Source organism: Cohnella zeiphila (assembly GCF_014212055.1).
Lineage (GTDB): Bacteria > Bacillota > Bacilli > Paenibacillales > Paenibacillaceae > Cohnella > Cohnella zeiphila.
Genome location: NZ_JACJVO010000025.1, coordinates 92926 through 108740, shown reverse-complemented (window position 1 = coordinate 108740; position 15815 = coordinate 92926). Strand labels below are relative to the sequence as shown.

Genomic DNA, 15815 nt, shown 5'->3' with positions numbered 1-15815 from the left:
CCTAAACTTTTCTTGCCGCTGCCACAACCGCCTCCGCCAAGGTGCGTCCCGGCCGTCACCCCCTCTCCTTCCCGGCTTCATCCTTTCACCGCTCCGGCCGTAAAGCCGTCGACGATATATTTCTGGGTCGTCAGAGACAGCGCGATCGCCGGAAGCATCGCGAGCGTTCCCGCCGCGGCCAGCGTGCCGAGGGGCGTGTCCTTCTGCGTCTGGACCAGGCTGCTGATGGCCAGCGGCAGCAGCTTTTTGTCGTCCGAGAAGGTCAATATGAGGGAAAGCGAAAACTCGTTCCACGCTCCCATAAAGACGAGAATGGAGGTGACGACGATGCCCGGGACGACGAGCGGCAGCGCGATCCGCAGGAAGGTGCCATACTCCGAGCAGCCGTCGATGCGGGCCGATTCGAAGATCTCCGCCGGCATCTCGTTGTAGAAGCCGATGAACAGGTAGATCGCCAGCGGGATGGCGGCGGTGACGTAGACGATGACCAGCCCGGTCAGCGAGTCGAGCAGGCCGGCTTTTTGGAACATCAAGTAATAAGGAATGATCAGCAGCAGGCCCGGAATCATCCGCACGACGATCGTCGTATAGATCCACAGGTTGCGCCCGCTAAAGCGGAACCGCGAGAAGCCGTAGCCGCCGAGCGCGGTGACGAGCACCGTGACGGCGGTCGTGGCCGAAGCGACCAGGAGGCTGTTCAGGAACACCCGGCCGATGTGGTTCTGGGAGAACACCTCCGCATAGTTCGACCACGTAAAGCGGTGAGGGAACCATTCCGGCGGCAGCTTGATGATCGACCCCTTCGGTTTGATCGAAGTCGTAAGCGTCCAATAGATCGGGAACAAAAAGTAGAGGGCGAAAAGCCCGAGCAAGATGGAGACGACCGTTTTTTCCGTATTCTTTTTCATCGCGATGAACCTCCGTTAGCTCCGGTCCGGCTTGCGCTGCAGGAAGACGAAGGCAAGCAGGGAGAAGACGACGATAAACAGGAAATAAAGAATGGAACCCGCCGAGCCCGCGCCGATATCCGCATAGCGGAACGCCGTTTTGTACGTGACGGTGGCGAGCGTCTCGGTCGACTCTCCCGGCGCCCCGTTCGTCAGGGCGACGACGCTGTCGAACACGCGAAGCGCGTCCATGATTCGAATGGAGACGACGAGCGCCAGAAAATGGCGGATCTGCGGCAGCGTCACTTTGAAAAAACTGCCGAATCGCCCGGCTCCGTCGATGGCCGCCGCCTCGGTCAATTCCTTCGGCACCGTCTTGAGAGCGGCCAGCAGGATCAGCATGCAGAACGGCGCCGACTGCCAGATGTCGACCAGAATGATCGACAGCTTCGCCGGCAGCGGCTCCCCGCTCCAACTGACCCGGCCTGCACCGAGCGAGGAGAGAACGTAATTGATCGGGCCGTAGATGACCTGGAACAGCAGCGACCAGATCTTCGCGGAGACGATCGGCGCAAGCATGAGCGGCATGATGAACAAGCTCTTGAACACCGCCGTCCGGTTGCCGAACGCCGTGCTGCTCAGCGTCAAGGCCATGATCATCCCGAGCGTCACTTCGACCGCGACCGCGATGACGGAGAAGACGAACGTCCACTCCGTCGCTCTCAGGAAACTCGCGTTGTGCAGCATGTAACGGTAATTGTCGAGGCCGGCAAAATGGATGCTCGCGGCCGGAAGCGTCAGCTTGTACTTCAGCAAGCTCAAGTAAATGGAATAAAAAAACGGGAACACCATCAGCGTTACGATAAAGAGCAACGTCGGAGCGGTGAAGACGATCGGCGCCCATCGGTCCAACCGGCCGCCTCGAACGCTCGGGTCTGCGCGCTTCATGCGGATCTTCCTTTCTGCCTTGCCATCCGGTTCGTTCATGTCCCCATCTTAGCATCGGGCCGCCGCCGCCATAATCCGACGCCGTTGCCGAATCGGGTGGAACTTTTTGCGCGCGGCGCAAAGAAGAACCCCTTCTCCCGGAACCGGCGGTTCGCGGAAGAAGGGGCTGGAGCAAGTCGGGAATTCGTCGGTTGGCAGGCGTCCGGCCGACGGCCTTCGAGAGGAGAGAGTGAGCGCTAACGAATCCCAGAGGGTAGGCGCAACGAAACCAAGAGAGCTTATTGGCCTGTAATGGGAAGGTTTGAAATTGTAACGAAACTCAGAGATGCTATTCCTTGAATTCAGGTGTCTTTTGCCTGCCAATGGGGCAAATAGCGTCTTTACGTTTCGTTAGACTCGCCGAAGCACCGATATCGGGGCGTTAAGATTTGTACGTTTCGTTAGCACGTGAGCCCGGAGCACACCCCGCCGTGCCGCAAAGTCAGCCGGGGGACCAATCCGAGACGGGTCCGGCCTAACGTCGACATTCGATGCGCTCCTAAGCTTGGCTGCGGTATTCCGACGGCGTGAGACCTACGTGCTTCTTGAACACTTTGAAAAAGTATTTCGTCTCCTTGTATCCGACCAGGAAGGCGATATCCTGAACGGGCATGGCGCTGCCGCGCAAATAATCCTTCGCCTTCTCCATCTTCAGTTCGGTCAGGAACACGTGGAAATTCGTCCCGAACTCGCTTTTGAACAGGCGGCAGATCTGGTAGATATTCATGCCGAACTTGGAAGAGAGCATGCCCAGCGTGATTTCCTCGGACGTGAAATGTCGGGCCACGTACTCCTTCAAATCGCGGATCAGCGCCCGCGGATCCGAATAGATCGGATTGCCCCGGCTCAGCAGCTTGGCCAGCTCCTCGAAAAGCCACCCGCGGATCTGCGGCAAATCGTCGAGCGTCCTTACCCGGAACCGTTCGAACAGGTAGGGAACGTCCCGCTCCAGCGCTGGGGAGCCTGTGCGAGCCGCATGGTCCGCGAGATCGAGCATTCTCGCGGCGAAGGCGTACACTTGCCCCCGGGTCGCTTCTTCCGCTTCCGGAGAACGCAGCGCCGCGTCGAGCAGGGCGGCGGCTTTCTTCGCGTCCCTCTGCCTGCAAGCGGATTGGAACAGCTCCTCGAACTCGGCGGTCGCCAGCCGAGGCTCCGGTCCGCGTTCCGCCGCTTCCGCAGGGACGATGAGCAGGCTGCCGGACCGGAACGTCGTCCGCTCCGCCGCCTCGCACGCTTCGGCATACGAGCGGTGGATGCCGTCCCATCCTTCGTGCGAACGGCCCAGCCCCAGGCTGATTCGGAATTTGCCGAAACGCTTGAAATTCTCCAGCAGCCCGGCGCACTCCGCTTGGAATTCCCCGAGATCCTGCCCGCTGCCGGTCCCCGCGCTCCCCTGCAACAGCGTAATCTGCTTTTTCAAGCCGAGCTGGCGGAAGACGACCGTATCCGCGCCGACGGATTCCTCGCAGATGTTGACGGCGGTGAACAGCAGCGCCTCCTCGTCTCCCGCGTAGACGCCTTCGGCCAATTCTCCGTAGTTGTCGATACGCAGAACCGCGGCGGCATACCGGTCGTACGCGATTTCCTGCAAGTACGGATCCGGCATCGATTCGCGCAGCGGGGACAGATCCCCTTCCGTCAGCCGGCTAAGCAGAACATGATGAAGGACGCTTTCGCTTTTGCGCAGACGGGACGACGCCTCGATCTCGCGCCTCCGGGAGGTCTGAAGTTCGTCGAGCCTGGCCACCGCATTTTCCACGACCCGGATCAGCTCCTCCTCTTCCACCGGCTTCAGAAGATAGTCGAACAGACCGAGCTGCAGCGATTGACGGAAGTATTCGTAGTCCTTGTAGCCGCTGACGATGACGATCTTCGCGTCCGGGAGCAGCTTGACGGCTTGCTCTGCGAAGGCCAGCCCGTCCATCCCCGGCATCCGGACGTCGGCGAAGATCAGGTGCGGGCGAAGCAGCCGCGCGAGCGCCAGCCCGTCCGCCCCGTCCTTCGCCTCGCCGACGATCTCCAGCCCGAAGCTCTCCCATTCGATCGTTCGCTTGAACCCTTCCCGGATAATCTGTTCGTCCTCCACGATCAGAACGCGATACACGGCTCTCATCCTCCTTCGCTAAAGGTCTCGTTGCGGTTCTCGACCGGCAGCGTCAATTCAATCGCCGTTCCTTTGCCCTCCGCGCTCTCTAGCCGGAACGAAGCCTCTTCCCGATAAGCCAGCCATAGCCTCTCCTTTACATTTAACAGCCCGATGCCGCCCGAACCCGCCGATGATGAACGAGGCGCTTCCCCCGAGCTTTCCAGCTGCCATTGAAGCTCCATCAGCCGGTCGGTGGGAATGCCCACGCCGTCGTCCGCCACCGTCAGCCGAAGCTTGCCGTCTTCCAGGGAAGCGGTCACGCTCACTTGTCCGGGCTCCGTCTTCGGCTCGATTCCGTGCTGAACCGCGTTTTCCACGAGCGGCTGGAGAATCAGCTTCAACACTTTGCGCTCCAAGAGCGGCTCCGGCACGTCGATCCGGAATGTCATCCGGTCCCCGTACCGCACTTGAATGATGCGCAAATAATGCTCCACGCTGCGAATTTCGTACCGGAGCGGAACGATGTCCTCCTCTCCGGTGATGCTGTAGCGGAAAATGTGGGAGAGCGAAGCGGTCATCCGGCTGATGTCGCGAACGCCGTGAATTTTCGCCAGGCTGGAGATCGTCTCCAGCGTGTTGTACAGGAAATGGGGATTGATCTGCGCCTTCAGCGCCTTGATCTGCATCTCCTGTTGAACGACCTTCTCCCGGTACAGCTCGTTGATGACGTCGTTCAAGCGATCCACCATCCGGTCGTATGATGAGGTCAGCCGCTGAATCTCGTCCTTGCCCGTCGGTTCGAGATTCGTCAGTTGAAAATCGCCTTTCTCCAGGCTGCGCATCGAACGCATCAGCCGGTAAATGCCGCTGAAGATGCTGTTGAACACCAAGGCGGCGATATACGCCGACAGCAGCAGGAAGAAAGCGGCCGTGACGATCGTAAAGGTCAAAATTCTCCAGGTACTGTGCATCAAATAGGGATAAGGAACTTGGTTGACAACGGTCCAGCCGGTGCTTTTCATGCGGGTGAACGACATCAAATATTTCCGCCCGTCGTCGGACCGGTAATCGAAATGGGCGTTGTCGGCCGATTGCTTGGACAAGGCGACGGTCAGCTTCGGATCGGGAAGCGGCTCGCCCCATTGTCCTTCCTCTTCGCTGTAGATCACCACCCCGTTCTCGTCGAGAATGAACACCTTCCCTTGCTCCGACGCTCCGAGCGTGGACAGGATCGGGTGGAACGCGGCCGGCTTGACGGCAAGCGCGGCGATGCCGAAGTTCGTGCCCCGCCAACGGTCCTTGATCGGAACGGACAGCGTCAGCACCTTCTCTCCGGTCTGGAAGAAGCCCGCGACTTCGTTCAGATGGGGCGGCAGCCAGGTGAATCCCCCGTCCGCGCGGTTCAGCGTCTCCCGGTAAAGCCGCGTGCCGGCGTATGCCGGCGGCACCATCCGGTTGCCGACGAACATGCTGTATTGATTGTCGAGCAGCGCAACGGAGATGCCGGTCACCGCGAGATTGTTCATCATTTTCACGTTCAGCATCCGCTTGAGCTCGTCGTCCAGCCGGTATTGGCCCAGCTTGTCCAGCTCGGCCGCTCCCTTCAGGTCCGTCTGCACGACATCCTCGTTGACGACGGTCTGCAGCAGCGTCTCGTAATCGGAGACGACCGCGTCCGCGTTGATCTCGACCTGATGAATGATCTGCATCGAGAACGTTTCGATTTTCTGGGTCGCATCCCGGTAAGAATAGTAAAAAGACACCGTCGCCACGATGGCGAGCGGTGCGACGGAGATGATCAGGAACGTGAGGAACAGCCTTCGCTTGACCGTGAAGCGCCTCAGAATCCGGATTTGAGCTTGAAAAAAAGAGCGGATCAAAGCGCGAAGCATCGGCATTCCTCCCCGTTCGATCGGCAGGTTGAACATTGCTCATGCTGTCCGGCGAGACGGCGCGCGGTTCCGGCTTAGGCGAACGCCGCCCGGCGTTACAGATGCTCCACGAGCTCTCCCTCGTTGATGCGGCGGATGACGTCCAGCGGAATTTTCGGCTTGCGGTCCCATGTGAGCAAACCGCAAATTTCCGTCTCGGTGTCCGTCAGCTGCGTGTAGCAGTAGCCTTGAACGAGGCCGGAGACGACCATCGGATGGATGACGTCGACGACTTGCTTCAGGAACTGCTCCTCGTCTTCCGCGCAAGGCCTGACGACCGGCGACTCCTCGTGCCGCCGCAGGTTGGCGCCGCCGAACTCGGTCACCATGATCGGCTCGCCGTTATAGCGGTACCCCGGCGCATAAACGAATTTGCGGCCCGGCATGTCGTTCAGAATGCGTTCGAGATCGGCGTACCGTTCGAGCAGCGTGCCGCGATCTCTTGTGTAATCGTGTACGGTGCACAGATCGGACAGGCAGTGCTCCCAGCCGTCGTTGGACAGCACGAGCCGGGTCGAATCGACCGATTTGGTAAAATGGTACAGCGCCATCGCGTGGTTCCGCTGCTTCGGATCGATCAGCATGTCCGGCACGCCCCAGCTCTCGTTCAGCGGAACCCAGGCGACGATGCACGGGTGGTTGTAATCGCGTCGGATGATCTCTCCCCACTCCTTGGTCATCCGATAGGCATAGTCCTCGGAATACGCGTAGGCGTTGGCGGCTTCGCCCCACACGAGGACGCCCAGCTTATCGCACCAATACAAGTATCTCGGATCCGCGACCATCTGATGCTTGCGCATTCCGTTGAAGCCCATTTGCTTGCACAGCTCCACGTCGAGGCGGATCGCTTCGTCCGAAGGCGCGGTCAGGATACCGTCGTGGTAATAACCTTGATCGAGCACCAGCTTCATCGGATAAGGCTTGTTGTTCAAGCAGACTTTGCCGTTCTCTATAGAGATTTTACGCATTCCGAAGTAGCTTGTCACGCGGTCCGTCACCGTACCGTCCGCCGAAAGGACGAATTCGACGTCGTACAGGTTCGGCTTCTCCGGCGACCACCAGCGCCCGAAGCCGTGATCGTTGAAATCCTTCAGGTTCACGCGCCGCGTCTCCAGAGCGCCGGCCTCGATCCGTTCGCGGGCGATCGTCTTGCCGGCAAAGGAGATTTCGACGGCCAGCTCGGCGCGGGCTTCCTTGGCGAGTCCCTCGATGCGCGTCTCGATCTCGATCTCGTTCGTATCGAGGTGAGGCGTGAAGCGAACCCGGGAGAGGTGGACGGGAGCGGCGAACTCGAGCCATACCGTCTGCCAGATGCCGGTCATGTTGCGGAACCACATGACCTCGCCCTTTTCCTTCCAATACTGCTTGCCGCGGGGCAGCGCCAGGTCCTCGAAGTAATCTTGGGCGCGAACGACGATCGTATGCTCGTCCGTTCCTTCTTCGAGCGCATCGGTCACGTCCGCGGAGAAGGAGGCGTTGCCGCCCTCGTGGCTGCAAACCAGCCGTCCGTCGACCCATACTTCGGCGTCGTAATCGACCGCGCCGAAATGAAGAATCGCCCGCTTGCCCGCCGCTTCGCGGGGAAGCCGCACCGTCCGGCGGTACCAGACGACGTCATGGAATTCCGTCTCCCCGATGCCGCTCAGCGGGCTCTGGTAGCAGAACGGCACCTCGATCGTACGGTCGAACTCTCCGTTCTCGTACCACTTTTCGGCCAATCCCGCATTTTTATCGTCCATTCTAAATTCCCATGTTCCGTTTAAACTCATCCAAGCGTCCCTGACGAACTGAGGGCGCGGATATTCCGGTCTGCACGTCATGATCGTTCCCCTTTCCAGCGCATCATGCGAATGGAACTCATTGTACCACCCGCTCTCCCCGCGCTGAATCCGATTCGTTTGACCGGTTGGGTGTCATTTTTTGCGCAGGCCGAAGACCACGTGAGAGTATTACTTGATAACAATTACTTGATATCAAGTATTTATCTATTTATAATCAGTTACAAGGAAACAGGAGGGGGATTTATGGCCAAAAAACGCAAAGTGTCGAATCCGCTCGCCCTGGCCGCGCTGACCTATCTGCTGGCCAGGCCGATGCATCCCTATGAGCTGGGGCGGCTGCTTACCGAGCACGGGAAAGACCGCAACATCAAGTACAACCAAGGGTCCCTTTACATGGTGATGGAGCAGCTGCGCAAGTCGGGGTTCGTCGCCGAACAGGAAACGATTCGGGATACGCAGCGTCCGGAACGCACCATCTATGGGATAACCGAACTGGGGAGAACGGAATTATACGACTGGATGCGCGAGATCGTAACCGAACCGCGCAAGGAATTCCCGCACTTCGGCGTCGCCTTGTCGCTCATGATCATCCTCACGCCGGTCGAGTTGACGGAACTTCTGGGAAAGCGGCTGGAAGCATTGACCCGACAAGCCGAGGAGAGCCAGAACCTGATTCGCCAATCGACAGAGGACGGCGTGCAGTGGGTATTTCTGGCCGAAGAAGAGTACAGCCTCGCGTTGTTGAAAGCCGAGATCGGCTTCATCGCGAGACTCGTCGAATCGCTTCAAGATCCCGCCTATGACCGGGTACGGCAAGAGATCTGGGAGAAACAGTCTACTGAAGAGGGGTAATTAGAATGCCTCAACCGAATAAAAACACGTCGAGTGCCGTCTCCGGCTTTTCCCGCCGGGCCGCGCGGTTGTCGTTCGCGGTTACTCTCGCATTTGTCGCGATCCTTCTGGCGCTTCATGCGCTGGAGCCGGAATTCGCCCCTTCCTGGAGAATGATTAGCGAATATGAGCTTGGCGACTTCGGCTGGCTGATGCAGCTTGCGTTTTTTTGCTTGGGGCTCGGATGCCTGAGCTTGATAGCGGCAATGGAGCCGAGCCTTCGATCGATCGGCGGGTATATCGGGCTTTTCTTCCTGTTGATCGCCGCGGCGGGACTCGTGATGGCCGGCACGTTTCAGACGGATCCGATAACGGTCAGCCGCGATCAATGGTCGGCGCATGGCGAACTTCATGGCTGGGGATCCTTGATGGTGATTCCCGTTGCCCCGATCGCTTCTTCATTGATCACTTGGTCGTTTGGCCGCCGCGCGCAATTCGGCGCACAGGCTCGACGACTGCTTTGGACGGCAACGGCGGTCATTTGGCTTAGTCTGATCGCTTTTATCGCGGGAGGCGGAACCCAATTCGAAGGAACCCGAGGCCCGGGCGATTGGACGGGCTGGGCGAACCGGGTTTTTATCGTGGGGTTCAGTCTTTGGATGATGATCGTTGCTTGGAATCTGATGAAAGCTTATAAGGCAAAGTCCGGCCATTTCAATCTTCAAGCTTAAAAGTTTCAGCTATAAAAAAATCCCGTCTTGCCGGGAGGCGAGACGGGAAGGTGGGAGAATGAGGTCAGACGACGCCGATAAACGCCAGATCGAAGTTCGTGCCGGTGCAATCGGGACGGTTGCCGTGCACGACCTCCAGTTCGAATTCATGCCGGCCCGGCGGCAGGCCGTCGGCAATCGTCTCCAGCCTCAGCCAGCCGCTCGCGCCGCACCAGTCCGGCCGTTCGCGGTTGGACGTTGTCCATTCGCCGCCGTCGATGCGGTAGCGGAACTCGGCCGAGCTTTTGCCGAAGTCGAACGCCAGCGCCAGCACCGTTCCTTCGAAAGAGAACGCCAGCTTGGCTCCGACCGCGAACGTCGACAAGGCGCGGTCGATCCAGTGCAGCGTCACCCAGCGGCGGACCGTCCAAGGTCCCTCGGCGCGCACGTCCTCGAACGGCACGAAGCGGACGTTCTGCCAGTTGCCGGCATAGAGCGCTGAGGGAAGCGCGGCGGATGAAGCCTCAGCCGAAGCACCTTGCACTTCGATTCCAGACAAAGCTTCCTGCAGTAAAGCGATGACGCTCTCCCCGTAGCTCAGGCTGCCCCGCTGCGTCGGATGGAGGCCGTCCGGCAGCCATTCCTCCCAACGCAGCCGGCCGAGCTTCACCTCTTCGAGCGCGTGCTTGCCCATCCAGACCGAGCCGATACCGTAATGCTCCGCCAGCGCCTCAAACTCCGCGATGCTGTCCGGCAGGCGGCCGTCCATCATCGGCTCGTACATGTCCTGGCAATACGTATACGCCAGCACCACATCCCGCTTGCCGTCCGCCAGAAGCTGGCGCAGCAAGCCTTCTCTCGTCTTGTTCCGCCGTTCCGTCGGCTCGCCGTTATCGTTGACGGCGAACTCCACGAACACGAGATCGCAGCCCGTATCGATCAGATCCCGCTTCGCCCGGAACGCGGCCAGGTCGCTGCCCGTCGCCCCGATCCCCGCATTCTCTACGGCGATGCGGACGTCCGGATACGTCTCCGCCAGCCAGCGCGCGACCGGCTCCGGCCAATTGTGGCCCGGACGCCCGTCCGTGATCGAGCCTCCGATAAAACCGACGGTGAGCGAGCCTTCCTTCAATTTGGCCGCGGTGTTTCTCAAAGGTCCGCGAACTCTCACGATTTCCGATAGATTCAACATGTGTGGTAAGCCTCCGCTTTGGCAGTCCGTTTAACGGACAGATGCCGTATTCTTCCTTTCTCATCTTCCCGAATAGACTTCTGCCTGTCAATCGGGGAATCGTTTTTTCGCTTCCCCCGCCGAGGACGGATAATGCTGCCGCTCAATTCGTCCAGTAATTCACGTTAAAATCGCCATCCACATGAACTGAACAGATTCAACATGAAGGATATGACTTCATACAATGATCTCAAACCGGACGGCGCAAAGTCGACGATCGTATATCAAAAAGTCGGCCATTATAAACACTTACTGGGGGTGGAATCCAGCTATGATGAGAAAGAGAGTATTTAGTGACGGATCAGATAGTTCAGATTGCGATGATAAAAGAGATGGAAGCAATAAAATATTTTGCATTGGTTGCAATAAAACGGGAACGTCTTCCTTGAAAAAAACATTCGAAGATTTGGGCTACACCACCGGCGATCAACGTCGTGCCGAGCAGTTAATGAAAGATTATTTGTCTGGCAATTATCAAGCCATCATTCATTATTGCCAGTCAGCCGAAGTATTTCAGGATTTCCCATTTAGCATGCCTGGTACATTCAAACACCTTGATATGGCGTATCCAAATAGTAAATTTATTCTAAGTTTACGTGATGATCCTAAACAGTGGTATCGTTCACTCACAAAATTCCATAGCGCAGTATTTAATAATGGGAAAATAATGACCAAAGAGGATTTATTGAACAGTAATTATATATACAAGGGATGGTTATGGGAATACAATCGTTGTTTGTATGATATCCCCGAAAATGATCCTTATAACAAAAAAGCTTTAATCCGTCACTATCAAAAGTATAATCAAGAAATCATAGAATACTTTAAAGACCGGCCGAATGATTTACTAATTATTAATCTGTCCCAATTCGGTTCATTTCAAAAATTTTGCTCTTTTCTTGGTATAGAGAATCCCCCCTATAATGATTTTCCATGGTTAAATAAAACGGTCGACATTATCGAAAGAATGAAAGGCAACACTTAGTCGTGCTCAAAAGGTAAGGATGAATAATTTCTCCCGGGGTATGGGGAGAAGCCGAAGATCACTTCAAACGCTTTTAGTCGCCGCTGATTCGTTTTGGAGTGACAGCAGCGACTCGTTCATAGCGGACAGATGCATGCCGAGATACTCGAATTCGCCGTTCGTGTCGTTGGCCCGCCCGTTGTGTCGATCTATAACCGCTCGCCCCCACGATGCCGGCGAGACAGCGGAACCCGGCTTAATAGAACGCCCGGCGAGACGTCAACGGGAAAAGCTCCTTTCAGTCAGCCTCTCAGTGTCCTACTCCTCATCCAAACGGGAAAAGCTCCCCTTATTCCGCTCATTTCGCCCGTTTCGGGGATCTGTCGGCGGATATAGGGAGCTTTTCCGGTATATGGACCAAAAAAACGTTATCGCGTGAGCATATGTGGAGAATTTCCTGTTCAGGCGATGCGTCCTCCGGCCGCTAAAGTACCAAGAGTCCTTGATCGGGAGAGACGAACAAGCCGTCCGTGCCCATCGACTCCGTTTGGACGAGGCCAAGCGGCCGATCTCCTTCCGTCTTGTTGTCAGAAATGACAACCTCGCTGCAGGCCGTCAGAACGAACCTCGTCTTGGCTGCTTCCGAATCTTCCCCGGCATCCCGCACGGCCATCCGATTATGGCGAAAGATGAGCGTGCGGACGCTTCGGGCATGAAGCACGGCATTGTCCCGCATGAGGAAGCGATTGTTCTCGATGACGATGTTTTGATGGACGGGCGCGGTCGGGTCCGCCACCGCATTCTCCGGAACGACGGCGATCGCCGGGTGACCGAGCCAACCGCATTCGATCATTTCGTTGCCGCGGACGGCGAGGTCCCTGACCGGACCGGATTCGTACCAGCTCCGCGCGTCGTCGGCCACGAGAACGGCGCTCATGGGCATTCTTTCGAACCGGTTGTTCTCGATAACCGCCTTGCGGCGCGTTGTAACCAATACTCCCCTTGTCGGGATTCGCGCGAAAGTGTTGCCGACGATCGACACCTCGGGCGTCCATGTGACGTTGTCGACCGCATCCCCGGCCTTGACGCCGTCCGGCAGCGCCTCTTCAAGCGTAAGCCGGATTTCGCGCGGGCCGAGCCGTTCCGCCGTCTTGACAGCCCCGGCGCCATAGGCGACCAACGAGTCGCGGTCGACGAATTCGATCGCATCCCCCGGGAAAAAAGCTTCGAACCCGTAGCTCTGCGGATGCATGAACCGCACCGTCATCCGATTCGGCGGGGCGACGCCGACGATCCGCAGATGGGTGCCGTGCACGTTGACGCCGTCGTCGTGCAGCCCTTCGAACCGGCAGCCTTCGATGCGGATGCGCCCCCGGCAGCCGGACAGGTGGATGCCGTCGGCGAAGCCGGCGACGGTCCGCCCGGTCTCGGGCCGGGGCGCGATCGTCACGTCTTCGAAGCTCAGCTCCTCGCTGAACTGGCCCACGATGCCCAAACCATGCATGAAGTGCATGCCGACGCGCCGCCAGCGGATATTTCGGCTTCGATGGAGGAACGCGCCGACCTGGTCGCGAATGCCGTCGCGGGCTTGCAGCACATGGCCGGGGGCTACGTCCGGAGCGGGGCCGGCGAAACGCAGCCGCAGCCGCCCGACCCCCTGTTCCTCGACCCGGCTCGCCTGCACGACCCCATTGTCGATCCGCCAGGTCGTCCCCCGCTCAGGATCGTACTGCTGCATCGGACCGTCGCGGAAACGCCAGCCGTCGCCGAGCCAGACCAGCTTGCCGTCCTCGATGACATATCCGGCGTCGGGGTGCACGGCAAGGTCGAGCCAATTCTCGCCCCTTCCCGCTACGGTCATCTCCACGACCGTGGGCCGCTCATAGTCCATATGAACATCGCGGATTTCGATGTCCTCGCAGTCTTCCATCGCGAACATCGTCATTTTGCCGTGGAACACGAACAAGGAACCGTCACCGGCCAGGGTGAAGCCGCTCATCCGTTGCAGCCAAAGCGCGACCGTCTTGATCGTATCCGGGCACTCCTCTTCGCTGGCCGTATTGGAGATATACAGGGGAACACGCACCGCATCGCCGGGATAAAAGTCGTAGCGGCCGCGCGGGCACTGCAGCACGACCGGTCCGTCCACATCGGCCGCCGCCGACAGAGCACGCCTCATCGCAGGCAAAGCGTCCTCGCCCGAATCGGGCCTTGCGCCGAAGTCGGTCAGAAGGATGACAGTCGGTTCCGGATTGAATTCTCGCATCATCGCCAACCTTTCTCGTTTTTATTCCCGCTCGATAGAAACGCCCGCCGGCCCGGCAACATCGTCGGGGCACGGCGGGCCATAAGTCAAGCTAATTCTTTCTTTTCCAGAATCACCGGAACGCGGGGCTCCAGCCGAATCCGAACCGATTCGGCGCCGGCCGGGTATTCCCGCAGCCGCTTCTTGCCGTCGCCGGACATCCGATAAGCGGCGAATTCACAGGCTTGCCACTCTTCGGGAAGCGCCCATTCGCGGTCGCTTCCTTGACGGCTGTACAGATAGACCCGATCCCCGAGCGGAATGAAGCGATCCTCGTTGTCGGCGATCGTCAGCCGTCCCCAACGGACGTCGAGCCGCTCCGTCGCCTTCCCGATGTTCACCGTCGCCCCGTCCGCGTAACGGATATAGACGCGCTCCTCGTCTTCCCGCCACTCGACCATTTCTCTGGATAGATAGAACTGATAGAGCAAGGAGCCCAGATAGAGGATGTCGACGATCTGCTCCCACTTGGATTCGAAGTCGTTCGCCAGGAACTGTTCCCCAAGCAGCCGGGTCGGTTCTCCCCGGTAAAGAATGTCGGAATCGAAGGACGCCCCTTTTCCCCAGACGACCGCGTTCAGATCGACGCTGCCGCCTCCGACGATTTTCCCGTGGTACATCAAGGAAGGCGAATAATGCCAGTAAGCGCTGAACAGGCCGGCGTCCTCGATCGGCATGCCGTTCTGCCCTTCCGTCGACACGTCGATGCCTCGCTCGCGGAAGTACGCCAGGATCGGCTTCATCCCGCAGACCAGCTCCTCCAACGGACCGATATAGCCGCCGTCCGGCTCCCAGCTGGCGTTCGTATTGCGCAGCGCGTCCACCTGAACGGTGCGCGATACGGGCACAGCTTGCAGGAACTCGTCGATTCGCCGGAACACCTGGCCGCTCTCGACATCCTTGGTATGGTTGAGGTGATAGGCCCGCTGCTTGGGGGTATCGAGCCAAAGCCGCGGCGAGCCGTCGGGATCGCGGCTCAGCAGCGCCGGATCCCAGTCGGGCGAGTCGACGTACGCATCGTCCAGATTGATATGATAGCTGACGATGCAGTTGTATTCGTCCCGCGCGCGGCGGACGAGCTCCTCCAGCTCCTCCCGCGCGCGCTCCGGCTGCTCGGCGAGCTTCGGATTGATGCGGTTCAGCGAAGGGTAACCCGTATCGTGACCGTCGAACTGCCAGCCGATCAGATAGGCGATCTGGGGAACGCCTCCCGTGACGTTATGGATTTGACGGATGATTTCGAGCGTCTCCTTGAAGGTGGTCAGCACGCCCCGCTCCTTCTCCGCGTTGAACACCTGGTACCAGACCGCTTCCTTGTACAACGGATCGGCATCCGGGAACTGCCGGTTCATCCACAGGTGGTAATCGCACTCGTCCGCCGCCCCGTCGCCGTTGAGGTCTTCCAGGAACACCGTTCTCAGCCGCAGCGGCTCCATCGTCCGGTTGCGAACCCGGTATTGGTACGTTCCCGGCGAGATGGCGAATCCGCCCGACCGGCCGCGGTAGCGCCGATCCTCGGTCAACCGGCTGAGCAGCGGAAGCACCGGGTAATTCGTCTGCACGAAGCAGCACAGCTTCCCGTCGAACGCGCAGGCGTGCATGGTCGGGACGTCCGCCAGGTCCGGAACGGCGTCGCCGATCTTGTCGACGACCCGTTTGCGGTCGTACAAGCCTCTTCCGCCGCCCGGGATCAGCTTCCAGCTTTTCTGCCGAATCTCCGTCCGTTCAAAGCGGAATTCCGGATTCTCGCACGAGAGCAGCGGCTGATCGATCCAATCCAACCGGTTCAAGGGGGCGGAACGGTCGTCGATTACCGTGACCGTCAGTTCGACCGCTGCCCGCTCCAGCCGGTAATCCATGGCGATTTGCAGCCCCGTGCGCCTCAGACTCAGCCCGTAATTCGCAGCCGTCCGGTCGGGGGACATCGCAAATTCGATGTCCCACTCGCTCCAATCCGTCGTTGTCCCGTCTACGGCCAGCCTGCCGTCCGGTCCGGAACCCTGCATCTTCGTATCCGTCGGTGTGTGCGTATAATCTTGAACGCCCGGCCATTCGCGCAAGCGAACGGCCAGCGATTCATTTTCCAGCATGTACATGCGTTC

The 15815-nt window shown here is 58.9% G+C and carries 11 protein-coding genes; 3 read left to right on the top strand and 8 right to left on the bottom strand.

The window, feature by feature from the left end:
* Positions 1 to 77 precede the first annotated feature (77 nt).
* The 5 genes from H7C18_RS20520 to H7C18_RS20500 form a co-directional block, all read right to left on the bottom strand.
* Positions 78 to 908, bottom strand: coding sequence for a carbohydrate ABC transporter permease (locus H7C18_RS20520; RefSeq protein WP_185130975.1), 831 nt, complete (start codon positions 906 to 908; stop codon positions 78 to 80).
* Positions 909 to 923: 15 nt separating this feature from the next.
* Positions 924 to 1835 (bottom strand): carbohydrate ABC transporter permease, encoded by a 912-nt coding sequence (locus H7C18_RS20515; protein WP_185130974.1) that lies wholly within the window; start codon positions 1833 to 1835, stop codon positions 924 to 926.
* 538 nt (positions 1836 to 2373) lie between these two features.
* Positions 2374 to 3978: a response regulator gene (locus H7C18_RS20510; protein ID WP_185130973.1), complete on the bottom strand. Its 1605-nt coding sequence runs from the start codon at positions 3976 to 3978 to the stop codon at positions 2374 to 2376.
* Between the two features lie 5 nt (positions 3979 to 3983).
* Complete coding sequence (locus H7C18_RS20505) at positions 3984 to 5852, bottom strand: cache domain-containing sensor histidine kinase (protein ID WP_185130972.1); 1869 nt, start codon at positions 5850 to 5852, stop codon at positions 3984 to 3986.
* Positions 5853 to 5947: 95 nt separating this feature from the next.
* Positions 5948 to 7711, bottom strand: a complete 1764-nt coding sequence (locus H7C18_RS20500) for a glycoside hydrolase family 2 protein (protein WP_185130971.1) — start codon at positions 7709 to 7711, stop codon at positions 5948 to 5950.
* Positions 7712 to 7915: 204 nt separating this feature from the next.
* Between H7C18_RS20500 and H7C18_RS20495 the strand changes: the two genes are divergently transcribed.
* Both H7C18_RS20495 and H7C18_RS20490 read left to right on the top strand, forming a co-directional pair.
* Complete coding sequence (locus tag H7C18_RS20495) at positions 7916 to 8524, top strand: PadR family transcriptional regulator (RefSeq protein ID WP_185130970.1); 609 nt, start codon at positions 7916 to 7918, stop codon at positions 8522 to 8524.
* A gap of 5 nt (positions 8525 to 8529) precedes the next feature.
* Positions 8530 to 9234 carry a DUF998 domain-containing protein gene (locus tag H7C18_RS20490; RefSeq protein ID WP_185130969.1) on the top strand — a complete coding sequence of 235 codons (705 nt, stop codon included), beginning with the start codon at positions 8530 to 8532 and terminating at the stop codon, positions 9232 to 9234.
* Positions 9235 to 9298: 64 nt separating this feature from the next.
* On the opposite strand, the gene H7C18_RS20485 is transcribed toward H7C18_RS20490, so the two are convergent.
* Entirely contained in the window at positions 9299 to 10366 is a 1068-nt protein-coding gene (locus tag H7C18_RS20485) for an SGNH/GDSL hydrolase family protein (RefSeq protein ID WP_185130968.1), read from the bottom strand.
* Positions 10367 to 10715: 349 nt separating this feature from the next.
* Here H7C18_RS20485 and H7C18_RS20480 point away from each other — a divergent pair, with 349 nt between their 5' ends.
* Complete coding sequence (locus tag H7C18_RS20480; protein WP_185130967.1) at positions 10716 to 11429, top strand: sulfotransferase; 714 nt, start codon at positions 10716 to 10718, stop codon at positions 11427 to 11429.
* A 463-nt stretch (positions 11430 to 11892) separates the two neighbouring features.
* Here H7C18_RS20480 and H7C18_RS20475 read toward each other — a convergent pair whose 3' ends face one another.
* Both H7C18_RS20475 and H7C18_RS20470 read right to left on the bottom strand, forming a co-directional pair.
* The gene (locus H7C18_RS20475) at positions 11893 to 13677 is read right to left on the bottom strand and encodes a right-handed parallel beta-helix repeat-containing protein (protein WP_185130966.1); all 1785 of its coding nucleotides are present in this window, start codon (positions 13675 to 13677) and stop codon (positions 11893 to 11895) included.
* Positions 13678 to 13760: 83 nt separating this feature from the next.
* Positions 13761 to 15809 carry an endo-alpha-N-acetylgalactosaminidase family protein gene (locus tag H7C18_RS20470; protein ID WP_185130965.1) on the bottom strand — a complete coding sequence of 683 codons (2049 nt, stop codon included), beginning with the start codon at positions 15807 to 15809 and terminating at the stop codon, positions 13761 to 13763.
* Positions 15810 to 15815: the final 6 nt, after the last annotated feature.

Coding starts and splice junctions, on each gene's coding strand:
- H7C18_RS20520 (WP_185130975.1), bottom strand. CDS start 908: ATGAAAAAGAATACGGAAAAAACGGTCGTCTCCATCTTGCTCGGGCTT.
- H7C18_RS20515 (WP_185130974.1), bottom strand. CDS start 1,835: ATGAAGCGCGCAGACCCGAGCGTTCGAGGCGGCCGGTTGGACCGATGG.
- H7C18_RS20505 (WP_185130972.1), bottom strand. CDS start 5,852: ATGCTTCGCGCTTTGATCCGCTCTTTTTTTCAAGCTCAAATCCGGATT.
- H7C18_RS20500 (WP_185130971.1), bottom strand. CDS start 7,711: ATGACGTGCAGACCGGAATATCCGCGCCCTCAGTTCGTCAGGGACGCT.
- H7C18_RS20495 (WP_185130970.1), top strand. CDS start 7,916: ATGGCCAAAAAACGCAAAGTGTCGAATCCGCTCGCCCTGGCCGCGCTG.
- H7C18_RS20490 (WP_185130969.1), top strand. CDS start 8,530: ATGCCTCAACCGAATAAAAACACGTCGAGTGCCGTCTCCGGCTTTTCC.
- H7C18_RS20480 (WP_185130967.1), top strand. CDS start 10,716: ATGATGAGAAAGAGAGTATTTAGTGACGGATCAGATAGTTCAGATTGC.
- H7C18_RS20475 (WP_185130966.1), bottom strand. CDS start 13,677: ATGATGCGAGAATTCAATCCGGAACCGACTGTCATCCTTCTGACCGAC.
- H7C18_RS20470 (WP_185130965.1), bottom strand. CDS start 15,809: ATGTACATGCTGGAAAATGAATCGCTGGCCGTTCGCTTGCGCGAATGG.